We start from the raw sequence: 26170 nt of genomic DNA on the forward strand, positions 1-26170 counted from the left end.
AAAAAAATAGAGTAAGGATAAAGTTTCCCTCGAATTGTATAGTAGGGGATGTGACATACCCCAAAACTGAGGGAGGGCGTTTCCTATTCCAACGGAAGATTTAATTCGTCAACTGACGATAGAGGAGAAAATTAGTTTATTGGCAGGGTCATCCTTTTGGACGACGAGGGAAATCGAAAGACTTCAGCTTCCATCCATTACGCTTACAGATGGTCCCCATGGACTTCGGCTGTCGACAGGCACGGATATGGGCGATATGCTATCGCATACAAAGCCGGCTACAGCGTTTCCGATTGAAGCTGCAATGGCAGCTACATGGAACGAGGCGTTAATTCAAGAGGCAGGGGCGGTTATGGCAGAGGAATGCCAACATTACGATGTCGGCATTTTGTTGGGACCCGGCCTCAACGGAAAGCGTTCTCCGCTAGGCGGGCGCAACTTCGAGTATTTCTCTGAGGATCCTTACTTGACGGGCAAGATGGGAACAGCTTTCGTCATCGGTGTTCAGCAAGGTGGAGTCGGCACCTCGATTAAGCATTTCGTTGCGAACGAACAGGAATCGAACCGTATGGTAGTGAGTTCAGAAGTAGAAGAGCGAGCACTCAGAGAGGTGTACATGCTGCCGTTCGAAATGGTGGTGAAGGATGCCGCTCCTTGGACAGTAATGTGTGCTTATAACCGCGTGAACGGCACGCATATGGCAAATAACGGCCAGTTATTAAACGGAGTCCTGAAGGAAGAATGGAAATTCGACGGCCTCGTTATGTCCGACTGGGGAGCCGTCGTTGATAAGGCGGCATCCGTTCGAGGCGGACTTGATTTGGAGATGCCCGGCCCGGGCACACGTGATGCCGAGGTATTGGAAGCATATCGTCAGGGAAGGATTACGGAGCAGGAGATAAATGAGCATGTTCTACGTATCCTGAACGTTGTGGAGAAGGTACATACACAGAAGAGAAATGTGCCTGTCCTCGATGTCGATGGTCATCATGCAGTGGCGCGCAGGGTTGCGGAAGAAGCGGTTGTTCTTCTGAAGAACGACGAGGGACTACTTCCACTCTCTAAGCAATCCAGAGTAGCGGTGCTGGGACCATTCGCCAAAGAGCCGCGGTTCCAAGGAGGCGGAAGCTCGCATATGAACCCTGCTCGCTTGGATATTCCATTTGAGGAAATTTCCAGGTTTGCGCAAGCTTCTTATGCAGCGGGCATGGATGAGACAGAAAGCGAGGCGTCAATTGATGAAGCCTGCCGAATTGCCGCGGGACAGGATGCTGTAATTATTTTCGCAGGGACTACAGAAAGGATTGAGAGTGAAGGTTATGATCGAACCGACCTTAATATTCCAAGCAGTCATACGAGATTAATTGAGGCTGTTTCAAAAGTAAACGCTAACGTCGTCGTCGTAGTAAACAGCGGGTCCGCAACGGATATCGGTGCGTATGACACGATGTGCAAAGCCGTGCTGCAGGCATGGCTGCCTGGTCAAGCGGGCGGAGCCGCAATTGCTAACATCCTTTTCGGTGAGGTTAACCCCTCGGGCAAGTTGTCGGAAACCTTCCCGATGGCTGTTGAGCACAATCCGTCGTACCTCTCTTTTCCAGGCAATGTGAAGCAGGCCGTCTATGCGGAAGGGATATTCGTCGGTTATCGCTATTACGACACAAAGAAGCTTGAGGTTAAATATCCTTTTGGTTATGGACTTTCCTATACAGAATTTGTATATACGAACTTACAACTGTCTGCAAATCGTTTGGGAAGCGGAGATACGCTGAAGGTGAGAGTCGACGTGACGAATACTGGGAGCCGCGCAGGCAAAGAGGTTGTACAGGTCTATGTGCGGGACCTTGTTTCATCCGTGCCTAAGGCTGATAAAGAGCTAAAGGGCTTTGCCAAGCTGGAGCTGGCGCCCGGGGAGACAAGAACGGTGGAACTCGAGCTGAGAGAGCGGGACTTCTCCCATTTCGTCAACCATTTGGGAAGATTCGCCGTTGAATCGGGAGAATTTGAAATTCTAGTAGGCGCATCGTCGCGCGACATCCGTTTGGCACAGCTCGTTCATTTTCAAGCTGCTGAAGACGTACGTGAACCATTGACAATGGAGCATTCGCTGCAAGCGTGGTTGAAGGACGACAGGCACTCCGATAAGGTCAGACATGTTTTGAGTGAAATGAGAATAGAATCCGATAGTCCCATGTATCCTTTATTCCTGGGAATGCCGATACGCACGATTCTGATGTTTCTTCCAGGCTTGGGATTTTCGCAGGAGAAAGCTGACCAGTTGTTTGCCGCATTTGAATCGGAAAGTTTCACTGATTTAGCATTTATGAAAATATAAACCATTAAGAGGGGGCTGTTACGAGAACAGACCCCTCTTCTCTATGCTATGGGAGCAATAAGATTGGTTAAGAAATAAAAAAATCCGCTAAATCCAAACGTATTTGCCTAGTGTATAGTGTTGTTCGTAATGACTTTAACACCGCTGGAGGGTTGGACATGTCTCACAGGAAAAAGAATATCGTTTTGCTTATGACGGACCAGCATCGGCTCGATCACGCGAGCTATCACGGTTACGGCAAATTGGATACTCCAAACATAGACAGAATAGCGGAAAGCGTCGGTTTTACGAATTGCGTCTCTGTGAATCCGGTCTGCACACCGGCTCGGGCGGCGCTCTTAACAGGCAAGTACACGCACCAAATCGGAATGACCGCGATGTCGGGCGATTTGTCCCTGCAGCATCCGACGTATCCTCGGGCGCTGCAAGAGAACGGTTATCGGACTTACGGCATCGGCAAATTTCACTGGCTGCAGGGATGGAAATTCGGATGCCCGATCGGCCAAGGACATCCGCTGACAAGCATCAAAGAGGACATGAAGCAATTCGGATTCCACGAAGTTTGGGAGGCTTCCGGGAAGCAACTCGTGAGCCGCAATTATTGTGATTATGCAGAGCATCTAGACCGTCAGGGCTTGCTTGAGAAATACCGGGAATTTAATACCCGCAGCGGCATGAATACCAATCTGGCCGAGACGCAGAATTTTACGGGAGAGCCGTTCCCATTCGGCGAGGAGAACTACATGGACATCGTCATCGGCGACCATATTATCAAGGCAATTGAGGATCGTCCGAAAGATCAGCCCTTCTTCCTCTTCGGTTCATTTGTCGGTCCGCATCCGCCGTACGATGCTCCTCAATCGTATCTGGACAAGGTAGCTTATGAGGAAATAGACGATTTCCTGCCGGGCCCGGAAGGTTCGCTTACGGAAGAAACTAAGCAGCGTCTCTTCAAGCTTCGTCGCTCCTACAAAGCAATGATTACGATTATCGATGAGCAGGTGGGGCGCATATTGGCCAAGCTTGAAGAACAGGGCATTTTGGACGAGACGGTCATCCTGTTCACAGCCGATCACGGCGAAATGATGGGGGATCATGGGCGCGCTCAAAAGCAGTCTCCCTACCGTGCATCCGCTGTTGTGCCCACTGCGATTCGCCACCCGGATTATTTGCACGGGATCATTAACGATCTGCCTTGTGAGTTGATTGATCTGACCGCCACGATACTGGATGCTGCAGGCATCGATCCGCAGAAGGCGCTTAGCAAGGATTGGCCAGCCTTCCATGATCGGGTACCATGCCGCTCACTCCTTCCTATCCTTACCGGCGAAAGCGAAAAGATACGAGACTATGCCTTCTCCGAATGCTTCGGAGAGTGGCACATGATCCAATCCTCGGAGTGGAAGTATATTCGATATCTGAGATACGACGATCCGGACCAGGTCCCGGAGCAATTGTATGATCTGCGAGAAGACCCTAACGAGGTTCATAATGTAATTAATAACCCCGCTTATGCGGAGGCGGCCGAATGGTGCCGCAGGAGGAGAGCGTATGTCCTTGATCGAACGCCTCCAGCTCAACTGCAGTGGGCACCGATTATTGGGAGAAGTCGCTAGCGTAAAAAGATAAGACAAGAAACAATAAGATTAAGTAACGAAATGAAAGCAGGCCTTAGCGTATAGTTAGGGTGTGATCTTGATCACCAGATGAGAAAGAGGGGAAAACAAATGAAGAGAAAAATAACTACAATTGCACTGTCATCTGTACTTATCGCAAGTCTTGTCGGATGCGGAAAGGCATCGGATACGCCAAAGCCTGAGGCGGCAGCAGCAAGTAACGATATAAGCAAAAAGTTATCGATCGAGTTAATGGCGTACAGCGCGGCGGGCGGAGGATGGTCAGACACCAATGCGGTCATACAGAAGCTAAACGAGAAGCTGAATATCGACTTGAAAATCCAATGGGTTCCCCTTGATGCTGTAGCTCAAAAAGAAAACGTGATGGCGGCTTCTAACAGCTTTCCAGACGTGTTCTGGATCCAGCAAAATGAATTTGTTAAATGGCGTGACAAAAATGTATTTATGGATATCAAGCCTTACCTGAACAGCTTTCCGAATCTTGCGAAGAACCTAACACCGGAATCACTGCAACTGAATAATCCGAAGGATAAGTACTTCGGTTTCCCATACTATATCCAAGATACACGCGATTCCATGGTTATTCGCAAAGATTGGCTTGATAAGCTTGGCTTGAAAATGCCAACGACGGTGGATGAATTTGCCCAAGTCGCCAAAGCGTTCGCGACGCAGGACCCGGATGGCAATGGCAAACAGGATACGACGGGGTTATCGTTTGGCTTTGTAAACAATCGGTTTAGTGGTTTGGAGCCGATTCAGGCCGCTTTCGGCCTTGGAAACGAATGGATTCTGAAAGACGGACAATTGGTCAATTACCGGACACAGACCAAGGAGCTTAAGCAATTTGTAACCTATTTGAACAAAATGTATCAAGACGGCAGCTTGGATAAAGACTTCGCAACCAATAAAGCGACCGATCATAAGGACAAGTTCTCATCCGGTAAAATCGGAATCGCGGAATATGTGCCTGGCGAACTGATGACCACTTCGTTCCCGGCTTTGAAGAAGGCACAGCCAACTGCAGAGATCGCCCAAATTATCCCGCCTAAAGGTCCTGACGGCAAGCAAGGATCGCAAACTAATCCAATGACGATGGCCAAAATTGTAATTAATAATGCCATTGATAAAGAGAAACAGCAGCGCATTCTGATGTTGTTGGATTACATGGTATCGGACGAGGGCTACGATTTAATTAAGAATGGGATTGAAGGCATTCATTATAAATCGGACAACGGGAAATATGTGAAACTGGATGCTTACGATAAAGAACGTCCGCAGCTGCTGTCCACTTGGTTTTTCCGCAAATTCGACCCGCTGATTCAAATGCATAAATGGGATGATCAAACGGTTGTTGCGCAGCTTCAAACATGGATTGATAACAATGCGAAATATCCTTGGCCCAATGCTGGCGCGGAGGTGGTTTCCGACGCACAATCCAAGCTCGGCCCAACGGCGGAGCAGAAGTGGATGTCAGCGATTATAAAAATTATTATGGGGCAATCTCCGGTCGAAGCCGTCGAGCAAGCCGCGGCGGAGTATCTCAAAAATGGCGGGGATCAAATCACTAAAGAATACAACGAGCAGTATAAACAGCTTCATCAATAAGATCTGGAGTTGATCAACCAACATGAATATGGAGCGAACATTAAAAGGGAGCAATACGGCGCTTCAGAGGCAAGGTATCAAGCAGCAGCTATTCGGGAACCGGAGTTGGCCGATCTATCTGATGATTCTTCCGGGAGTGCTTTATTTTCTGGTATTCCGTTACATCCCCATGGGAGGTCTGGTCCTGGCTTTTAAGGACTATGATCCCATTACGGGATTTGCCGACAGCCCTTGGGTTGGTTTAGCAAACTTCAAAGAACTGTTTACGGATGCTGATTTCTGGATGATCATGCGCAATACCTTTTTGTTAAGTGCAATTAATTTATTTTTATTTTTTCCAATTCCGATCGTCGTAGCCCTGCTGCTGAATGAAGTCAGAAAGCCATGGGTGAAGAAGATTGTGCAAACCACGATCTATATTCCTCACTTTGTGTCATGGGTGGTTGTAGCCGGGATTACGGTGCTCCTGTTCGCAACTCAGGATGGCGGCATCAATATGTTCTTGGCGCAGCACGGCGTTGCCCGATTCGAGCTTCTGACGGATCCTTCGTATTTCAGAGCGTTATTCTTGTCACAAAACGTTTGGAAGGAAATGGGTTGGAACAGTATCTTGTTCCTTGCTGCGCTAGCCTCTGTAGACCCCGGCCTATACGAAGCGGCGCACGTGGACGGCGCAGGACGCTGGCGGCAAATGTGGCATATCACGCTGCCTAGTCTCAGGAATATTGCAGTCGTCCTATTTATTTTGCGGATTGGGCACGTCATGGACGTAGGCTTCGAGCAAATTTTGTTGCTGCAAAATCCTCTGAATATAGCGGTTTCCGATGTCTTTGACACCTTTGTCTACCGCAACGGGGTACAGCAGGGGGAATTCAGCTATTCGACAGCGGTAGGCTTGTTTAAATCAGTCGTCGGACTTGTGCTTGTCATGACGTTCAATCGTTTGGCGAAGAAATTCGGAGAGGAGGGAGTCTATTAAAATGAAAAAGTCTAACCAATTGTTTGACAGCGTTATCTATCTCTTGATGATTGTCATATTTCTCTTTATCGCTTTTCCGTTTGCCTATATTTTATTTAGCTCCTTTTCCTCGAAGACTGAGTTTTTAACACGCGGATTTTTTATTTTCCCGCATGACTGGACGTTAAACTCCTACGGATACCTGCTGTTAAACGATAATTTCATGCGTTCTTATCAGAATACTTTCGTCATCACCATTTGCGGAACGGCGATCAGCCTGGTGTTTACGATACTAATGGCATATGGCTTGTCCAAAGGCTGGCTGTGGGGACGTAAAACAATGAATATGCTTGTGCTCGTTACAATGATTTTTAACGGCGGATTAATTCCCACCTATCTGGTTGTGCGTCAACTGCACTTGATCGACAGCTATTGGGCGATCTTCCTGACAGGAGCTATTTTTCCTTTTCTATTGATTCTCATGCGAAGCTTTTTCTCGAACATTCCGGTGGAACTGGAAGAAGCGGCTCGAATTGACGGATGCGGAGAGTGGAGGCTGCTCTATAAGATTATTCTTCCTTTGTCGATGCCCTCGCTGGTGACGATCGGCCTTATGTACGGTGTTGCCCGCTGGAACGATTATTTTCAAGCCGTATTGTATTTAAACGATGCGAATAAGTGGCCGATCCAAACGTTCCTGAGGCAGTTCCTGCTCGATTCCGACAGCGGCATGTTGACAAACGTGGGCGGATTCGAATACGGACCTCCCGTTAAAATGGCCGCCGTTATTGCAACAGCATTACCTCTGTTAATTTGCTATCCGTTTTTACAAAAATATTTTAATAAAGGCATGATGGTCGGCTCTGTAAAAGGCTAAGAACTCTATTGCACTTGGAAACCGAAAGGATGGGTCATATGCGAATATTGTTTCTAGATTTGGACTCAACAAGCCCGGATCACCTAGGTTGCTACGGGTATCATCGCAATACGTCACCTAATATTGACAAAATCGCTGCGGAGGGCGTCCGTTTTACGAACTATTATACATCCGACGCGCCTTGTGCTCCCTCAAGGACGGCGCTCATGAGCGGAAAGTTCGGTATTATTAACGGCCTGGTCGGTCATGGCGGAACGGCTGGGGATATGAAGCTTGAGGGCAAGGAGCGCGAGCTGATGGGCAAGCTTTCGCGCGGAGGCTCGCTCCCGACCTACCTCGGGTTAGCGGGAGATATGAACACCGTGCTGATCAGTCCGTTTGCCCAAAGACATTCAACTTTCCATTTCTACGCCGGTTTCAATGAGATTTTGAATACGGGCCGATATGGCAACGAGTCTGCTGAGCATGTCACGCCGGTTGCGCTGGATTGGATCGAGCGCAATGCGAATAAGGATAATTGGTTCTTATACATCAATTATTGGGACCCGCATACGCCTTATCGTGCGCCGATGGATTTCGGCAATCCGTTTGAGAACGAGCCGCTTCCGGCGTGGTTGACGGACGACGTGCTGGAGCGGCATAAGCAAATGGTCGGTTCCCACTGTGCGAATGAGTTGAATATCGATTACCAGAATAAGACCTATGATAACCAGCGGCCTGCTGCATTCCCTCGCCACCCCGGCGAGATTCAAAATATGGATGACATGAGAGAAATGATTGATGGCTACGATTGCGGAATCCGTTATATGGATCAGCACCTGGGACGTCTATTCGCAGCTTTGGAGGAGCAGGGCGTTATGGAAGACTTGATCATCCTCATTTCGGCCGATCACGGCGAGAATATGGGACAATTGGGCATCTATGGCGAGCATGCCACGGCCGATCAAGGCACCTGCCGTATTCCGATGATTATCCGATGGCCAGGAATGAAGCAGGGACACGTGGACGAAGGTCTTCACTATCACCTGGATTTACTGCCGACCTTTGCTGATATGCTTGGTCAGCCCGCATTCCCAGAATGGAACGGCAGAAGCTACGCCCCTGCATTACAAGACGGCTCCGATTGCGGACGCGAGTTTCTGGTTGTCTCACAGTGCGCGCATGTGGTTCAGCGCAGCGTGCGGTTCGGAGATTGGATCTATATCCGTTCCTATCATGACGGTTTCCATCTCTTTGATGAGGAGATGCTCTATAATCTTGCTGAAGATCCGAAAGAGCAGCATAATGTCGCTGCCGATAATCGCAGCGTTTGTATGGAAGCGGTTTATTATCTCAATCAGTGGCATGACGATATGATGCGCCGAAACAGTGACGCCGTCGATCCGCTGTGGACGGTTATGCAGGAGGGCGGGCCCTTCCACGCGAAAGGCTACTTAAAAGGATACATCAAGCGATTGGAAGAGACGGGTAGGGGTCATCTCGTTCCTGAACTGGTTCGCAGGCATCCGGAAGAGTTTGTGCAGGAGCCGAACGCCTTCCTGGGTCAGCTTCAAGCGAAGATTGGCGCCAGAATGGCGGGGAAATAGGGAGGTGTCTCATATGAATCCGTCAGTGGGCAGACCTAATATTTTATGGATTTCGCTTGAGGATACAAGCCCTAGATTCGGCTGCTACGGCGACGAGCTGGCGCGGACACCGAATATAGATAAGCTTGCGGCGGAGGGGACCCTTTACCGCAACGCCTTTGCAACGGCAGGGGTATGTTCCCCTAGCCGTTCGGCAGTGATTACCGGTATGTATCCGACGGCGATCGGTACACATCATATGCGGACAGAGCACACAAATAAATATACGCCGGAGCTGCCTACGCCTTACTTCGCGGTTCCTCCCGCCAATGTCAAGACATTTACGGAGTATTTACGGTCTGAGGGTTATTACTGCACTAATAATTTCAAAACTGATTATCAATTTGCCTCTCCTCTTACGGCATGGGACGTAGACGGTATGGAGGCACACTGGCGCCACCGTGAGCCTGGACAGCCGTTCTTCGCCGTATTTAATCATATTCTGACACACGAAAGTGCCATGTGGGGCGACCAGATACGTAAGTATTACGGGTTGACTGAAGATTTGACGCCTGTAACCGATCCGGACAAGGTTACCGTTCCTCCGTATATACCGAATACGCCTAAATCGCGTGAAGCACTTGCGAAGCACTATGATTTGATTGAAGAGGCGGATTGTGCAGTGGGTAATCTTCTGCGGCAGCTGGAGGAAGATGGGCTAGCGCATAACACGGTTGTCATCCTGTGGAGCGACCATGGTGAGGGGTTGCCCAGAGCCAAGCGATGGCCTTATGATGCGGGCATCCATGTACCGCTAATCGTTCGTTGGCCAGGTGTTGTAAAAGCTGGAGAAATCAGCGATCAGATGGTTAGTCTGATTGATCTTGGTCCCACGATGTTGTCCATAACGGGCACGCCACTTCCTTATCATCTTCAAGGTCAGCCGTTCCTGGGAGAACGGATGAAGCCTCGAGAGTACATCTTTGCCACCCGTGACCGATACGATGAATCGTATGATATGGTTCGAGCTGTACGAGATAAACGTTTTAAATATATCCGCAACTACTATCCGCTGAATCCCTACCTCCAATGGATTAAGTTTAGCCATCAACATGCTATGTTTCAAGAATTATGGAGACTGGAGCTTGCAGGTCAGCTTGAGGGAGACGAACGAATCATGATGCAGACCCACCGTCCAGTCGAGGAATTGTACGACTGTGAAAGCGATCCTTACGAGCTTCGCAATCTGGCTGATGATCCCAACTATCGTGAGGAGCTGGAACGGCTGCGAACCGAAATGGATGCATGGCGGGATAAGTATGATGTCTGGGGAGATGTGCCGGAAGAACAGATGGTTAGACAGATGTGGCCGAACGGCGTTCAGCCCCAAACCGCTGCTCCCATCTTCATAGCGATCAATTCGGGAAATCCGGGCATCGAACCAGCCGCTCACTTTGAATATGATGAACCTACGGCCATTCTGCTGCATTCCGCTACTCAAGGAGCTTCCATTGCTTATACGACGGAAGAAGGGTCTGCGCCACGATGGAGGCTATATACAGGACCTATTACATTAACAAATGGCAGAACTTTGATCCGCGCCAAGGCGGTTCGGCTTGGTTATAAGGACAGCGAGGAAGCGGCTGCATCGTATGTAATCGAGAGAAGGAGTTAGAGCCTATGAGAAATGTCATTATGATTTCAACCGATCAGCAGCAAGTCAATGCCATGGGCTGTGTGGATGCCAGCTACTCAACCCCCAATCTTGACAACCTGGTCGAAAGATCCGTCAGATTCACTGCGGCCATCAGCACATCCGCACAGTGTTCCCCGTCACGTTCGACCTGGATGACCGGTAAGTATCCCCATCAGGTAGGCGTTTATCAGATTGGGCATGTGCTTGATCCTAAAGAATGGGGGATCGCTAAGGAATTCAATCGGGCGGGATATGAAACGGTATATTTTGGAAAGTGGCATTTGGGCCTGTCGCCTGGTGCGCACGAGTTCCAAATTACAGATTATCGCACGGACGGGCTGGATTTGGCGGGAGCGAACGAAGACCCGCGGTTTCACAGTCACAAGGATGCGATAACTACCACACAAGCCCTAAATTATTTGGACGATTACGACGGCGCGAAGCCTTTCTTCATGAAGCTGAACTGGTATATGCCGCATCCGAATTCCCCTGTTGATCAGCCGTTCGAGTTGCTCGAGCGTTATGCAGGACAATTTCCGCTTGAAGATATGCCAATTCCACGCAGCTTCTATGAGGACGATTTATCTACCAAACCGCCGTTCCAAAGAGAACGGGCATCCGAAGGGGAGTCTGAACTGACGGAGGCGCTTGTGAGGCGGGATGCCCAGCGGTATCGGGCGATGCTAGTCCTTATGGATATCAATCTGGGACGTTTGATGGATAAGCTCGAGTCGAAGGGCATGTTGGAGAATACGGTCATTCTATTTACAAGTGATCATGGAGACATGCAGGGTGCGCATCGATTGCGTTTGAAAGGCGTTATTCCTTATAAAGAGCTATATAATGTACCGCTGCTGCTCTATTTGCCAGGGGTAACACCGAAACGAAAAGTCATTCCGGACCTCATTTCTACTGCGGCAGTAACGGGGACACTTCTGGACGCAGCCGGGATCCCAGTTCCCGAAGAGTGCGAAGGAGGAACGCTGCTTCCCATTCTGGACCATGAGGAGCCTCCGGCAGAGGAACGCGTCTTTTTCGAACATTATAAAGCCTATTGGGGACGCCATCCGATGATAGGTGTGCAGACGAAGCAGTGGAAGTATGTCTATTACCTTGAAGATAATTTGGAAGAAATGTACGACCTTCAAACTGACCCCGATGAAATTATCAACATTGCTGGACAACCGACGAATGAGGAAGTGAGAAAAGGGTTGCGCCAGGCCGTTCAAACGTGGTGGGATGCTACAGGCGGATTCACTCGGCAAGCTATTGATGATCCGGAGAGTAACTGGGGGAAAGTAGCCAAAAGGTAGGGAAGCACTAAGGTCACTCAGAGCAATCTGGTTGACCTTTTTAAGTCATTTAGTTGAAAGGAGGATGGTCATGATGGCCAGGGCTTTAATGAATCGACCTTGGGAAATTTTTGGGACTTTTCTGAAAATCGGACCAACCACATTTGGCGGCGGCTATGCCATGATTCCGGTAATACAGCTGCCGTCGATTTCGGTTTTTCAGGTGAGGAGTTGGGAGGCTATACTTGGAAAACTTTCGTTGGCCTCATGATCATCGGAGGTGTAATAGTAGGTGTAATGAAATATAGAATGCACCCAATGGCTGTGATTATACTATAAGGAGAGACCATTTTATGACCGATACAATAACAAAACCATCTTGCTGCTCTGTCTCCAGAAATAACGCTTTGATGAACACCTCCATGGAGCTAAAAAAACCAAAGTTGTTTGGCTCGATGATTTATTTGTCTGGCGGAGAGTTTCTTATGGGCACAGATGACAAGGATGGCTTTCCTTCGGATGGAGAAGGACCCGTTCGTTCCGTTACTGTCGATCCGTTTTATATCGATCCATGTACGGTAACAAACCTGGAGTTCAAGAGCTTTGTTGATGCTACCAGTTATGTGACAGATGCGGAGAAGTTTGGATGGTCATTCGTGTTTCATCTGTTTGTTTCTGCGCACGGAGTCAAGATACTGGGCTCTACCGTACAAACACCTTGGTGGCTTGCTGTTGAAGGCGCCTGCTGGAACAGTCCGGAAGGTCCTGGATCAACAATCGAAGACAGACCGGATCATCCGGTTATTCATGTGTCTTGGAACGATGCGATGGCATATTGCCAATGGGCAGGGAAACGGCTCCCAACAGAAGCGGAATGGGAGTTTGCGGCCCGCGGGGGCTTGGTTCAAAAAAGATATCCTTGGGGAGATGTACTAAAGCCGGAGGGCAATCATATGTGCAATATCTGGCAAGGGAAGTTCCCTGTCAAGAACAATGCAAGCGACGGTTTTATCGGAACGGCGCCGGTAAAGACATTCGAGCCGAATGGGTATGGTTTATATCAAATTTCGGGTAACGTTTGGGAATGGTGCTCGGATTGGTTTAGTCCGAATTTTCATGTGAACGGTCCGCGGGTAAACCCTGTCGGTCCATCCAGCGGGTCAAGCCGTGTAATGCGCGGCGGCTCGTATCTATGCCATAAATCATATTGCAACCGTTACCGTTTAGCTGCCCGAAGCAAGAATACCCCGGACAGTTCAACGGGAAACATGGGTTTTCGTTGTGCGGCTGACTTTGTCCAAGTAGATTAAGGAGAATCTACATCGTTTCGTGTCCACAACGTCAAAAAATTCGATAATACAGGTGAAGATCTCGAGGATCTGATCTCGATCGGCACGATCGGTCTAATCAAAGCGATCGAGTCGTTTTCACCGAACAAGGGGACGAAGCTGGCGACTTTTGCGGCGCGCTGTATCGAGAATGAGATCTTGATGCATCTGCGCTCGCTGAAGAAAACACGCAAGGGCGTGTCCTTGCATGATCCCATCGGAACGGACAAAGAGGGGAATGAAATTACGCTCATCGACATCCTCGGTACGAGAGGGCGATGTCGTGGATAAGGTTCAGCTCAAGATAGAGAAAAGTAAGATTTATCGGAATTTGGATATATTGGATGACCGCGAGAAGGAAGTTGCTGTCGGGCGGTTCGGATTGGAGCTCGGAGGGGAAGAACGGACGCAGCGGGAAATTGCGAAGGAGCTGGACGCTGATGAACATTTTGGGGTGCTTGGATGTTGCGGATCGTGGGGACTATGGATTGAATGATCAGGGCAGGACGATTGTGATTACGCACGACCTGGCGATTGCGCAGCAGGCGAAGCGGGTTGTGTATTTTCGGGATGGGTAGTTGAGCGAGGTAGGGTAGTGAGGGCCGGGACTCCGATGGGGTTCCGGTTTTTGGTTTGCCAAACTACATGGATTTGAGTGTAATTTTGGAAGGAAGCGTGGTGTAATATAACAAAGTAAACAGAACTGATAATGGTTCCTACGTGAAAAAGCTAGGAAAAATGGGTGCTATCAGCATTCAGGCTATTGGTATGATCGATGTTATCGATGGCCCGGAAGTATCAGATTCCACAAATACGGTATAAGACATGTTCCGTCATATACAAAGACCTAACGAGATATCGCTGGGTCTGCTTTTAGTTTTGGTGCTAGTTAATCTTGTCATTGTTGGATAATTTGAAATTCTAATTCAAACTGAATTTTACAGCTACTTCCTTGACAGGGACTGTGCTCAAAATACTCCATATGATCCGGGTATCATTGTAAACAAGTATGTAATTTACTTTACATACCTTTTTTTTTGTAATGGTTACAATAAATTCAGTTCTTAAAAGAGGACTGATAAACATTAAGGAGCCTCTAACAGACAGTAGATGGTGTTGGATTAGGGACTTTAAAAAGTTGGAAAAAGAAAAATATGGTAAGGAGACCTATCATGGAAACATTCGATAAAAAGGAAAGACTATACAAGGAGGTGTCCAAATGAAAGCGATTGTGGTGACGGACGAGGCCGCGGGAACGGCCGGGATGAAGCTGGTGGAGCGGCCGGAGCCGGACGTGGCTAGGCTTGCCAGCCTCTCGGGTGCGAGCTACGGTGATGTCGTTGTTCAGGTTCATGCATCGGGATTCACCTGGGATGAGTTGATGTGGCCTTCGACATGGATCGATCGCTTCGGGCGGGACCGGACGCCGTCGATCCCCGGCCACGAAGTGGCCGGAGTGGTCACCGCCCTTAGCTATGGTACAACCGGCTTGTCGGTGGGACAGCGGGTATTCGGGCTTACGGACTGGACGCGCGACGGATCCCTCGCGGAGTATGTAGTCGTCGAGGCCCGAAACCTCGCGCCCTTGCCGAGTGATGTTGACTTCACGGTGGGCGCGGGAGTCGCAATGACGGGCCTGACCGCCTGGCAAGGTCTGTTCGAGCACGGTCACCTCCGAGCTGGACAGAGTGTCCTCGTGCACGGTGCGGCCGGAGCAGTCGGCTCGATGGCGGCACAGCTCGCACGTCAGGCCGGCGCCTACGTTATCGGCACAGGACGTGCTGCCCACCGTCAGACGGCGATCGACTATGGCGTACAGGAGTTCGTTGACCTTGAGAACGACTCGTTGGAAGACGTCGGTGGCGTTGATCTGGTTTTCGATGTCTTCGGCGGCGAGATCGGGAATCGGTCTGCGGGTCTTGTTCGAGCCGGAGGAATGCTGGTGACTGTCGCCGGACCGCCCGAGGTACTGCCCGCCAACGGCAAGGCGGTAGACTTCGTTGTTGTATCCGATCGCGCCCAATTGAGTGAAATCGCCCAGCGAGTGCGTGACGGACGGCTGCGGATGAACATCGGCAAAATCGCTACCCTCGACGATGCCATCGCCGCCTTCAACTCTACCGACCGGGTCAAGGGGAAGACAATCATCCGTGTTCGTCCGTGAGGCACAAGGAAAATGTGCATCCATGTTTGTAGGGTAGTTATCATTTGCACTTAAGTCTTTACATTAATCGATACTTTCTGGTGCAACTCTTCCACTTCGGAAATCACCGCCGGATTCAGTCGATGAAAATCTAAAAATAGGTCAAGGAGTGGTATCATGAAGGATTTGGAGAAAAATTTATTCGCTGCACTGCGTGAACGGCGCTCTATTTATGGAATTAGCAAAGAATCACCAATTTCGGACCAAAGAATCCAAGAAATAATCGAGGAAACCGTTAAACATACACCATCGGCGTTTAACAACCAAACTACCCGCGTTGTTCTGCTCTTGGGTGAACAACATGACAAGTTATGGGATATTACGACCGAAGTTCTCAAAGCAGTCGTTTCTGACGAACAATTTTCTTCTACTCAGGAGAAAATGAACGGATTTCGGAACGGATACGGTACAGTTCTTTTCTTTGAAGATCAGTCAACTGTTGAAAGTTTTATGAAACAATATCCATCTTACCGAGAACACTTTCCGACTTGGTCACAACAAACAAATGGAATGCACCAATTGGTGATCTGGATGGCACTGGAAGCTGAAGGGCTAGGTGTAAACCTACAGCATTACAATCCATTGATTGATGATCGGGTAATAGCAGAATGGAAGCTGCCGGAAAGCTGGAAACTGATTGCTCAAATGCCGTTCGGTAAACCGTCTGCCTCAGCAGGTGAAAAGAAATTTAATCCCGTACAAGAACGTATAAAAGTTTTTAAATAGACTTAACCTTGAGACTGTGTCAATGACAGTCTCTTTATTTAATGGCATAATATCCCATTTTTATAAATAAGGATATCGCATTAACTTCGGCCGATTCCCGAAAGACATGATGAAGCTGTGAACGTCATTCATCATTAAACATATTATTGAGTCTACTGATTCTTCTGAAGGCTTCTGGATCTGCACTTGAAATATTAATAAACGTAAGTGAAATGAGGCATACCACTATGAGTTTTACCGGATTTAAACAGCATGATTTTGACACCTTTGCCATAGACAATCTTGATGGCCGGATGGAAGCAATACGTGAACGCATTCAACCAAAATTCAAGGAGCTAGGGGATTCTTTGACGCAAGATCTCTCGAGCTTTGCCGGAACCGAGATGTACTTGCATATCGCCAAACATTTGCGCCGCAAAATTAATCCTCCTGTGGATACCTGGATGGCCATCTGCCCGAACAAACGGGGCTACAAACAAGTCCCACACTTTCAGGTTGGACTGTTTGATGACCGAGTCTTTATATGGCTTGCTTTGATTTACGAGCTGCCGAACAAAAGCAACATAGCCACTGCTTATATGAAGCATCTCGAGCAGATCCGTAAGGAAGTTCCTTCCAACTTCGTCATTTCGTTTGACCATATGAAAAAAGACGTCACACCTGTAGCGGAATTGGACAACAGCGGCTGGACAGAAGCACTGGCTCATTTCCGGGATGTGAAGAAGGCGGAACTACTGATCGGCCGCAACCTACACTTCCAAGATCAGGTGTTGACGAAGCCCGATGAGTTCAAACAACTGGTCACACAAACCTTCGAGAAGCTCATCCTGTTGTATCAGCTGGCTGTAGATGCATCATAGTGAGAATAAAATTTTAAAGATAAAAGGTGAAAAATATGGTGAAGTTTAAGGCATGGGCATTTTTGATCGGGGCTAATCTATTTTGGGCCGGTAATATCATTTTTGGAAAATTGATTGTAGGTGAATTACCTTCTGAATGGACAGTCTTTCTAAGGTGGGTCGTCGGACTAATACTTCTTATTCCTATTGCTCAATTTATTGAGAAGCCTTCATGGGGGCAATTATGGAGGAATAACTGGGTGTTAATCATTTTGCTGGCTGCCTTATCCATCGTACTCTACACCTATCTATCGTATGCTTCATTGCGGTTCACATCTGCGACGAACAGCGCTCTATTTACTACCCTTACTCCTGGCTTGATTATGCTCTTTTCGTTGATTTTCCTAAGAGACAAAGTAAGTGTCTTTCAGTTCTTTGGATTAATCACCTCGTTTATTGGTGTTCTGATTGTGTTGACCAAAGGCAACCTATTGCAGTTGTTTCATACTCAGTTTAACGAGGGCGATGCGATCATGCTATTGGCCGTTTTATGTTGGACTGCTTATTCATTGCTTTTAAAAAAAGCAAGAGGTATTCCACCTGTAACATTGGTAGCGATGATTGCGCTGGTCGGTGCTATTTTGATGATTCCTTTTTTACTTTTCCAGCCGATTCACTCCGACAAAATCACTTCATTGGGGATCGTAGGGGTTATATACATGGGAGTGTTCCCGTCAGTCGGTTCGTTTATCTTTTGGAATCAAGGAGTTAAGATACTAGGTGCGACCAAGGCCGGCATAACGATGAATCTGATTCCTGTCTTTACAGCAATTATTTCGGTTACCTTGGGACATGCTTTGGAGATGTCGCAGATGCTCGGGGGACTCATGACGATTGCCGGTATGTTATTAATTGCAATAAAGCGGAAACAGGTATTACAAATAACCGCTCACGCCTCTCAATAGCTAAGTCCAAAAGAAACAACTTAAAATCCTTAAAGACTGGATGTGCTGTTACAGCACCGATTTAAATTTGACGAACTAAGATTGACCAGTAAGTATTAAAACACTAGTGACTCGCTCTTTATGATTAACCTAGGAGCGGGTTTTCCTTTATATATTTGTTCGTGGTACTTTCGGACATTGCACCTTTGACAACCAAGTCTTATCCACAAGCCTGCTTAGTGGTTTGTGGTACAATTAGCGGGGAATGTTGATCTCGTATTGTGGCACATGGACCGGATATCGTATGATACATGCCTTTCAGCCAAATCATTAACGGGAAAGCATTATCACCATATTTCCTACACCACTAAGGATCAATATGTAAGCAGGTTGACTATATCAAATCATAAAATCAAAAAAAACACTCGTCCTAGTACCAATAGGCCGGTGTTTTTTTTGATTTTCAAATTTTTCGCTGACGGAGAAGGGCAATTCACTGTAATTAGAAGAAAGAAGATACTGGGTTCCACATCCTGATATTAAAGTCATTGTAGATTCACATCGAGGCCTGTGCGACTTTCGAATAGTTGAAGCGCCATTCTAATAAACAATTGGACAGCAATCGAAGATTCCTCTAATGAGGATACGGCAAGATGAATTTCACGATGCCACTTCGGATCCAACCTACGAAAAATTACGTTAGAAGGAAGATTCATTGTAGACAGTTCAGACATGATACCAATACCTAATCCTTCTTGGACCATATTCATTGTTGTCATGTAATTATTGAGTACATATTTTATGTTGGGTTGTATTCCGGATTGCTCAAACCAATCCATTACGGGAGGCTTGCAACCGGATTTACAAATAATCAAGGGTTGATCCATGAGATCGCGCGCCTGAATAACAGACTTCGCGGAAAGAGGATGATTTTCCTTAAATACTGTGTATATTTCTTCCCGGTATAAAGGGAATGTTATGAGTTCATCGTGATGGACAGAAGGTACGATAAGTCCAACATCAACGTCTCCGGATTCAAGCATTTCCTTTATTTCAGTAATGGTTCCCTCATGAAGTGTAAATTCTATTTTCGGATACTTCTCTACAATACTTCTTATGATTTTGGGAATGAAGTAGGAAGAGGCTAAGGGAAAAACACCGATCCTTACAATGCCAGTATCAAGTCCTTTTTCACGAGCAATTTCTTGATCAATTCTCTCAAAGTAAGGCAATATCTCTTTGAAAAATCCCAAAATACGTTCCCCGATATCAGTGAAATGAACGCCATAATGACGACGATTGCGGGCAATAAGCTTTACCCCCAATTCAGCTTCAAGTGCTGCCACTGCACGGCTGACTGCAGGCTGCGTCATATAGAGTTCTTTTCCTGCTTTTGTGAAGTTTCTCGTATCGGAAATCTTAACAATTAATTGCATTAGCCCTCTATTCATATCAAAGTTGGTATGCTCCTAATAAGTTATAGTCATTTTATCTACGGTTTGATGTATTGTAATATTTGATTGGGGATCAAACGAATCCTTGAGAAATTTCCTATTCGAAAATAATTAATAAAATTTTCAGGTTAGGGTTCATAGATGTGGCAGAATATTTTTTATATTTTTGATAGGAGGCGACACATGGACGATGTTTTGCTGGACTCTCAATCTTTGCTTCTTCAGTTATTCAATAAATACAAAGGTGATCAGGAATGGGAGAAAGGCAGGGCACTGTTCGTTTCCATGAATTGCCGTGATCAGGCTACCGCGAATCATTCACTGGTTGTTGCATTTATTGCATACAACTTAACTAGGCACATTCGTCGTACCTCCTGTAATCCAGAACGAATGTTTCTCGCCGGTTTGTTACATGACATAGGAAAATTATCAATGCCGGATGGCATTTTGAAATCATCACATCGTCTGAACATTGAAGAAAGATCGTTGGTTCTGGAACATGTGAAGGTTGGGCATGACACGTTAAAAGAACTTGACTTTGGTTCGGATATCCTTCATTTTTGCTACTCACACCATGAAAGACTTGATGGCAGCGGCTATCCTCAAGGCACGACAAATCAGAGTGAAATTGGGTGTATTGCTGCCATCTCTGATATTTATTCAGCATTAAAGTTACCACGTAGCTACCGCTCAAATTGTCTAAGTGACAAAGAGATTATAGAATTTTTACTTAAAAACGATGACAAACTCAATAGAAATTACACGTACAATCTCAAATCTTTTCTCTATAACCGCTCAGAAATCACGAAAGAACGTAAAGTATTTACCGGTAATTCCAAATAGAAGCGATTGGGCTCGAGTTCAAGTCAATGACTATAGAAATTGAATCTCTTAAAGAATCTCACATCATCGATTAGTTGCATAACATTATTGCAGTGAACGGACTTTTTTTAAGGCTTCTGACGGTTCCATACGCATTCTATGGTTTAAATCTGAAGCACCTGCTATTACAGTTCCATTTTTATCGATAATGTATGTGGCTGTGACGGGAAGTTCAAACGTATGGTCACCGTTATATTGATGGAGCTCAATACCAGATCGTTTCTGAACGGCTTGCATGAAGTCAGGCAGCTTGTATTTAAGATTGTAGTTTTCCGCAGTTTTGTTGTTCGCATCGGTAAGGACGAAGAAGCTCAGTTCATGTTTTTGTTTCATGGAAAGCGAATGATCTGGTGTTTGCGGGCTAATGGCAATCAATTGAGCACCGGCAGCTTTAATCTCATTCATGATGCGCTCATAGGCCTTCAATTGCAAATTGCAGTACGGACACCATTCACCCCGATAAAACACAATAATGACGGGGCCCTTGGCTAGTTCTTCAGATAATGTGACAAGTTTGCCCGTAGCATCTTCCAAGGTAAAGTCGGGAGCCTTATCTCCGATATTCAGTCCTTTGCCTGCACCTTGATCTCGAAGGTCCTGAATCAATCTGGCAAATGTAGCCGCTGCATCTGGCGACATATGATGTTGAGCCTGAAATGCATCAAGTTCATCTTTTAAGCTTTTTTCCCATCGAGAAACACTGTCCTGGACCATTAGCGAAATCGATTGTTGAATTGGCGGGAATTCAAATCCAAAAGATGCTGCTTTGGCATTTAATATCTTCCAAGTATAAGGAAACATGGCGTAGGGGGATAAAGTTTGTTCTTCATGTCGGCCTACATGAAACATCGGGGGCATATTCAAGCAGTCCCCTATCTCATAACAGAGTTCTTGGATGCTTAAGTAACCGCTATTCGCCGCATTGATTGGTCCGGCAAAGTCGGATTTGGCTCCGATAAAATGAAGAAATTCGGCCGCATCCCACGCTGTCACATAAGTAATAGGATGTTCGGCTTCCAACACACCGATAGACTTATGTTCAGCAACATGCCTCACATAGTAATCAAAACGGCCTGTATAATCGTCGGTTCCGGATACGACCATGGCTACGCGAACCGCAACGACAGGAAATACCGCATTCCGGAAGAAATAAGCTTCGGCTTGGCGTTTTCCTTCGGCATACTCATATTTCTGAGCGTCTAAATCATAGCTGTATTGTTCCGGCATGAAATCTTCTTCAGTGATTTCGGTATCTTTACTGCTATAAACCGCCATACTTGAGGTTAATACATATCGCTTAACGTGGTCTCTAAACACTTCCAAGGCAATTTTGGCATCTTGGGGATTAAAGCAGATTTGATCGTAGACGACATCATAATTACAATTTCCGAACGCTTCCATCATGGCCTCTTGATTCTTTCGGTCAACCTTTATTCGAGTCACGGCGTCGCCAAAATCATCCGGTGTCCGACCTCTTGTTGCAATGGTCACATCGTGGCCATCCCCGAGTAATAATTGGACTAAACGGCGACCGAAAAACGTTGTCCCTCCTAAAACGAGTATCTTCATCCATATTCCTCCTTCATGTTTGACTTCTTATTAATTGAGCGAATTTTCTCCTGCCATCGAGGACAAAACTAGTTGGCGGTTTAGTTTACAGATTAACATGCCAACCGAATCGGGATCTGTCATCTAAATTACATTGTTCTGCCGTTTTACACAATTTCAAAAAAATGGAGATTTGTAATCTACTTCACAGAACTCCCCTTTCATTTGGATTTATTATCAAGGTATCAATTCGATATTGGAGGTTTCAGAACAATGAGCAACCCAAATTTAACCGAACAGTTGGAAGCGGCCACTCAGCAGTTTAAGGCCAACTCACCGATTGAAGCGCAGATCAAGATCGGCCAAATGATTGAGGAACTTCAGAAATCGGGGGTCGCTTCCGGGAAGCAACCAGGTGATAAGGCGCCGGACTTTAAATTAACAAACGCAATAGGACAGGATGTCATTTTATTTGAAGAGCTCGCGAAAGGGCCGGTTGTGCTAGTTTTCTATCGCGGCGGATGGTGTCCTTTTTGTAATATGCAATTAAAGGCTTACCAGCAGATATTGCCGGAAATTCAGGCGATAGGCGCGCAGCTTATAGCGATTAGCCCGCAAAAGCCGGATCATTCGTTATCCCTTCAGGAAAAGGAAGGATTGGAATTTAAAGTCCTTAGTGATCCGAACGGCTTGGTAACGGCAAAATACAATCTGCTCTTCGATGTACCTCCGGGAGTAAGAGGACTCATGGAAGGTATCGGACTCGATCTTGCGGAGTACAACGATACTTCACAATGGGTTTTGCCGGTTCCGGCTACTTTCATGATTGATGAGAGTGCCATTATCCGCTCCTCCTATGTCAATCCGAACTTCATGCAGCGTCAAAGTCCTGAGGAAATTTTGCGAGAACTTAAAAAGCTGTAACGTTTTCACCATTCATTTGTAAGCAGAATCATCAATTAACTCTGAATAACCGAGGCTTTAGATTGGATATCGCTTGTATTATCCGTACGGTAATACTGGCATATCCATATAACATGGTGATACTGGAGTAAGTAATATGTCTGAGCTTAGCGACAATCGGTGCATCCTATAATAGAAGCTGCTTGAATTTCAGCATTAACTGTTAGTTAAAAAAGGAGAATATTATCATGACAATGACCAAGGAAGAAATTTTGGAAGTTCATCATTTTCGGCATGCAACCAAACAATTCGATCCTAGTAAAACCATTTCCGACGACGACTTTAAATTTATACTGGAAGTGGGCCGGCTCTCGCCCAGCTCGTTCAGCAGTGAACCCTGGAGATTTGTTGTTGTTCAGAACGAACAGCTTCGGAACAAAATAAAAAATGCTTCGTATGGTGCGGCCAGCAAACTTCCGGAGGCTAGTCATTTCGTCATTATTCTGGCCCGGACCCCGCTGGATATGAGATATGACTCTGCCTACCAGAAGGAGCAGCAATCTAAAGCCGTTCCGGAGGAACGCTTGGCAAGGCATCTTGAAATCTTTGAAGAGTTCCAGAGAAATGATTTCAAGCTCCTAGATCATGAGCGTTTTCTTACTGACTGGGCCATCAAGCAGACGTATATACCGCTTGCGAACATGATGACGGCTGCGGCGCAAATCGGCATTGACTCATGTCCGATCGAAGGCTTTAACATTGAGAAAATCAATCAGTTGTTGAACGAGGAAGAGCTGCTGGAGGACGGACATTTTACAATCTCGGTTATGATTGCCTTCGGTTATCGTAAAAAAGAGCCGGGACCGAGAATACGGCTTCCGTTTGATGATGTTGTGAAGTGGGTCAAATAACATAATATGACGGCATTTGTAGGGTTCGCAAGCATGTCAGAAATGGGTTCAAACTAATCCGGGGACTACCATTTTTGTGTAACTGTGTGAATTTGTCAATGGGTCCAGAATCGGCTGCGGACAAACATTGGGCCTCTGACGCCGGTTGCGTTAAACGCCTTTCTCACATTTACGATGGAGCACTCGGAGATTACCGCAAATCCCATTATAATCTAGGAGGCAACAAATGACTCAATTATTATATATTACCGCTACTCCCAAGTCGCCGGACCGTTCAGTCGGCCTACAGGTCGGACAGGCGTTTCTTCAAGCTTATCGGGAAGCTCATCCGAACGACGACGTACGGTTGTTTGATGTCTACCAAGAAGCGTTTCAAACGGTCGACGGTGATGTCGTGCGGGCATGGGAGAAATTGAGAAAAGAACGCCTTGACTTCTCCGAGTTGAGTCCCGTGGAACGGCAGAAAGTTAATGCCCTCAACGACATTACCGAAATGGTGATTCGTGCCGATAAATACGTGTTCGTCTCCCCCATGTGGAATTGGGGGATTCCCCCTCGGCTCAAGGCGTTCATCGATGCCTTTGTTATCGTCGGCAAAACGTTCTATTACACGGAACGCGGGCCGGTCGGTCTCCTGCACGACAAAAAAGCGCTGCACATCCAGTCGAGCGGCGGAATTTACTCCGCAGGGCCGGCAGCGGTCATGGATCACAGCCATCCTTATTTGCGCCAGGTGCTCGGCATCGTCGGGATTCGCGACGTACAAGCATTGTATGTGGAAGGCCATGATTTTCAACCGGAACGCGCAAAAGAGATCGTCCAGGCAGCAATGGAACAGGCCGTCAAGATTGCCGCGGCCTGGTAATGAACCGGACGCGAAAAATCCCCTGTCTAGGGGATTTTTTTGTTGATCGCTCCATTGGCGCCAAGCCGCGCTAACTCGTCTTGTTTGCAAAGAAGACTGGATTTAAGAATATGTCAGATAGCTTAACCGGTAGTTAATCAGCAATCTAAAATTGGGTAGACCACCGGAAATCCGGTGGTCTTTGCTTATCAATGTGGAGGGATATTTTCTTCAAGCATTGTAACGTCAAGTTGAACAGATAGACGTGATGCCTTAATGACACCCTCCTTGGCAAGCTCGCTCATCACGTTACTTACCGCTTCGCGGCTAGCACCGGTCATATTGGCAATCTCTTGATGAGAAAGTGGCAGATCGATCAAAGCATATCCGTCTTGAATGACGCCGAATTTGGCGCTCAGTGTGGAAAGGAGATGGAGCACGCGTTCTCTAAGACCATGAAGCGCAAGCTGTTCCAATTGATCTTCTCGCTCCTTTAACCGGTCACTGAGTGCTTTAAGAAATTTGAGCGCGAGCTGAGGCCTATTTAGCATCAAACGTTCGAACTGAGGCTCGGTGATGGTGCAAAGAAGTGACGATTCCATCGTTTCAATATAAACTCGCCTAGTTCCGAACGAGAATGAATTTAACTCTCCAAATATATTTCCTCTTGTGAGAATGCCAAGCGTGAACTGTTTTCCGCTATCGTTCAGTTTATAGAGTCTAAGCTTGCCCTCCTTTACAAAATAGAGTCCCTCGCGCGCGGACTCCGGGGTTTGGACCAATGTGTTTTTTGTAATCCAATTGAAATGATTAATGGTATCTAATTGATCGATCTCTCTTATCTCTTCTCGTGACATTTCTTCAAAAATACTTATTTGTGATAAATACCAGAGCTTGTTCATTGAATTTGTATCCTCCAAATAGTATTAGCCAACGGGAAAAGGATTCTTGATAAGTTGACATGCATCTCCCATGGTTGTTTTGTAAATGGTCATATCATGATCTTCCGCGGGTAATAGACCAACCAGCCTGCGATCAATAACGTAGTTTCTCCTAAACCGAGTTTCTACATTCGTATTCTCCTTTCACGTTTTATTTCTTTTGAATAAGAGAATATTCTCCCACTTGGCAGCTAATTGATAGCTTACTGTCCATGGCAGGCTTCTTGGTTTTTGTAGATTAACATGACAACCGAATAGCTTTCTGTAATTTACTTTACATTATTCTGCTCTTTTCTCGATTTCAAAAATAAAATGGAGAACTGTAAATTGCATTACATAACTAGGATTTTTTTAGAATTACAATCAAGCTATCATTCGATATTGGAGGTATCAGAACAATGAGTAACCCAAATTTATCCGAACAGTTGGAAGCGGCCACTGTGCAGTTTAAGGCCAATTCACCGATTGAAGCACAGATCAGGATCGGTCAAATTCATTATACCAATGAGCAGATGCGTGACTACCTTGAGTACAAAGGGTATGAAGTCGGTGATTCACACGATCTGCAATTAAAAGCTCAAACGTTGAATTTCAGATTTGATGAAGTTAAAGAGCTGTGGATTGGTTGATTTTACTCAACCAACCGCGCATTGAAAAATTCAAAAAAAGGAGGTCGTTCTAA

Annotated in this window: 22 protein-coding genes and 1 pseudogene; 20 read left to right on the top strand and 3 right to left on the bottom strand. The window is 46.6% G+C overall.

What is annotated here, in order from left to right; all coding sequences use genetic code 11:
• Positions 1–139 precede the first annotated feature (139 nt).
• The 15 genes and pseudogenes from J2X61_RS17985 to J2X61_RS18060 all read left to right on the top strand — a co-directional run bounded on the left by J2X61_RS17985 (position 140) and on the right by J2X61_RS18060 (position 18026).
• On the top strand, positions 140–2335 hold the full coding sequence (locus J2X61_RS17985) for a glycoside hydrolase family 3 C-terminal domain-containing protein (RefSeq protein WP_310189529.1): 2196 nt from the start codon (positions 140–142) through the stop codon (positions 2333–2335).
• 158 nt (positions 2336–2493) lie between these two features.
• Positions 2494–3951 carry a sulfatase family protein gene (locus J2X61_RS17990; protein ID WP_310189531.1) on the top strand — a complete coding sequence of 486 codons (1458 nt, stop codon included), beginning with the start codon at positions 2494–2496 and terminating at the stop codon, positions 3949–3951.
• 111 nt (positions 3952–4062) lie between these two features.
• On the top strand, positions 4063–5577 hold the full coding sequence (locus J2X61_RS17995; protein WP_310189533.1) for a type 2 periplasmic-binding domain-containing protein: 1515 nt from the start codon (positions 4063–4065) through the stop codon (positions 5575–5577).
• A gap of 22 nt (positions 5578–5599) precedes the next feature.
• Positions 5600–6556, top strand: coding sequence for an ABC transporter permease (locus J2X61_RS18000; protein ID WP_274470548.1), 957 nt, complete (start codon positions 5600–5602; stop codon positions 6554–6556).
• A gap of 1 nt (position 6557) precedes the next feature.
• Positions 6558–7412 carry a carbohydrate ABC transporter permease gene (locus J2X61_RS18005; protein WP_274470547.1) on the top strand — a complete coding sequence of 285 codons (855 nt, stop codon included), beginning with the start codon at positions 6558–6560 and terminating at the stop codon, positions 7410–7412.
• Between the two features lie 38 nt (positions 7413–7450).
• Positions 7451–8998 carry a sulfatase family protein gene (locus J2X61_RS18010; protein ID WP_274470545.1) on the top strand — a complete coding sequence of 516 codons (1548 nt, stop codon included), beginning with the start codon at positions 7451–7453 and terminating at the stop codon, positions 8996–8998.
• Between the two features lie 13 nt (positions 8999–9011).
• Positions 9012–10652 (top strand): sulfatase family protein, encoded by a 1641-nt coding sequence (locus tag J2X61_RS18015; RefSeq protein ID WP_310189536.1) that lies wholly within the window; start codon positions 9012–9014, stop codon positions 10650–10652.
• A gap of 5 nt (positions 10653–10657) precedes the next feature.
• The gene (locus J2X61_RS18020; RefSeq protein WP_310189538.1) at positions 10658–11986 is read left to right on the top strand and encodes a sulfatase family protein; all 1329 of its coding nucleotides are present in this window, start codon (positions 10658–10660) and stop codon (positions 11984–11986) included.
• A 70-nt stretch (positions 11987–12056) separates the two neighbouring features.
• Positions 12057–12236: a chromate transporter gene (locus tag J2X61_RS18025; RefSeq protein WP_274470542.1), complete on the top strand. Its 180-nt coding sequence runs from the start codon at positions 12057–12059 to the stop codon at positions 12234–12236.
• Positions 12237–12318: 82 nt separating this feature from the next.
• Positions 12319–13275 carry a formylglycine-generating enzyme family protein gene (locus tag J2X61_RS18030; RefSeq protein ID WP_396135462.1) on the top strand — a complete coding sequence of 319 codons (957 nt, stop codon included), beginning with the start codon at positions 12319–12321 and terminating at the stop codon, positions 13273–13275.
• Positions 13276–13299: 24 nt separating this feature from the next.
• Positions 13300–13726 (top strand): annotated as a pseudogene (locus tag J2X61_RS18035) (sigma-70 family RNA polymerase sigma factor); the annotation flags it as partial.
• Between the two features lie 786 nt (positions 13727–14512).
• Positions 14513–15457: an NADP-dependent oxidoreductase gene (locus J2X61_RS18045; RefSeq protein ID WP_274470541.1), complete on the top strand. Its 945-nt coding sequence runs from the start codon at positions 14513–14515 to the stop codon at positions 15455–15457.
• A 165-nt stretch (positions 15458–15622) separates the two neighbouring features.
• Positions 15623–16222: a nitroreductase family protein gene (locus tag J2X61_RS18050; protein WP_274470925.1), complete on the top strand. Its 600-nt coding sequence runs from the start codon at positions 15623–15625 to the stop codon at positions 16220–16222.
• A 227-nt stretch (positions 16223–16449) separates the two neighbouring features.
• The gene (locus J2X61_RS18055; protein ID WP_310189541.1) at positions 16450–17082 is read left to right on the top strand and encodes a DUF1054 domain-containing protein; all 633 of its coding nucleotides are present in this window, start codon (positions 16450–16452) and stop codon (positions 17080–17082) included.
• 35 nt (positions 17083–17117) lie between these two features.
• The gene (locus J2X61_RS18060; RefSeq protein ID WP_274470538.1) at positions 17118–18026 is read left to right on the top strand and encodes a DMT family transporter; all 909 of its coding nucleotides are present in this window, start codon (positions 17118–17120) and stop codon (positions 18024–18026) included.
• 524 nt (positions 18027–18550) lie between these two features.
• Here the strand turns inward: J2X61_RS18060 and J2X61_RS18065 are convergent.
• The gene (locus tag J2X61_RS18065) at positions 18551–19456 is read right to left on the bottom strand and encodes a LysR family transcriptional regulator (protein WP_310189544.1); all 906 of its coding nucleotides are present in this window, start codon (positions 19454–19456) and stop codon (positions 18551–18553) included.
• 186 nt (positions 19457–19642) lie between these two features.
• Here J2X61_RS18065 and J2X61_RS18070 point away from each other — a divergent pair, with 186 nt between their 5' ends.
• Positions 19643–20302 carry an HD-GYP domain-containing protein gene (locus J2X61_RS18070; RefSeq protein WP_274470536.1) on the top strand — a complete coding sequence of 220 codons (660 nt, stop codon included), beginning with the start codon at positions 19643–19645 and terminating at the stop codon, positions 20300–20302.
• A gap of 84 nt (positions 20303–20386) precedes the next feature.
• Here the strand turns inward: J2X61_RS18070 and J2X61_RS18075 are convergent, their stop codons facing one another.
• On the bottom strand, positions 20387–21910 hold the full coding sequence (locus J2X61_RS18075) for a redoxin domain-containing protein (protein ID WP_310189546.1): 1524 nt from the start codon (positions 21908–21910) through the stop codon (positions 20387–20389).
• 204 nt (positions 21911–22114) lie between these two features.
• Here J2X61_RS18075 and J2X61_RS18080 point away from each other — a divergent pair, with 204 nt between their 5' ends.
• The 3 genes from J2X61_RS18080 (at position 22115) to J2X61_RS18090 (ending at position 24568) form a co-directional block, all read left to right on the top strand.
• The gene (locus J2X61_RS18080; protein ID WP_310189548.1) at positions 22115–22813 is read left to right on the top strand and encodes a peroxiredoxin-like family protein; all 699 of its coding nucleotides are present in this window, start codon (positions 22115–22117) and stop codon (positions 22811–22813) included.
• 227 nt (positions 22814–23040) lie between these two features.
• Entirely contained in the window at positions 23041–23703 is a 663-nt protein-coding gene (locus J2X61_RS18085; protein ID WP_274470532.1) for an NAD(P)H-dependent oxidoreductase, read from the top strand.
• Positions 23704–23929: 226 nt separating this feature from the next.
• Entirely contained in the window at positions 23930–24568 is a 639-nt protein-coding gene (locus J2X61_RS18090) for an FMN-dependent NADH-azoreductase (protein ID WP_310189550.1), read from the top strand.
• A gap of 188 nt (positions 24569–24756) precedes the next feature.
• Here J2X61_RS18090 and J2X61_RS18095 read toward each other — a convergent pair whose 3' ends face one another.
• Positions 24757–25449 (bottom strand): Crp/Fnr family transcriptional regulator, encoded by a 693-nt coding sequence (locus tag J2X61_RS18095; protein ID WP_274470530.1) that lies wholly within the window; start codon positions 25447–25449, stop codon positions 24757–24759.
• A 437-nt stretch (positions 25450–25886) separates the two neighbouring features.
• Here J2X61_RS18095 and J2X61_RS18100 point away from each other — a divergent pair, with 437 nt between their 5' ends.
• Positions 25887–26117 carry a hypothetical protein gene (locus tag J2X61_RS18100; RefSeq protein ID WP_310189552.1) on the top strand — a complete coding sequence of 77 codons (231 nt, stop codon included), beginning with the start codon at positions 25887–25889 and terminating at the stop codon, positions 26115–26117.
• The last annotated feature ends 53 nt before the right edge of the window (positions 26118–26170 follow it).

The organism is Bacillus sp. 3255 (assembly GCF_031456485.1).
Classification (GTDB): domain Bacteria; phylum Bacillota; class Bacilli; order Paenibacillales; family NBRC-103111; genus Paenibacillus_E.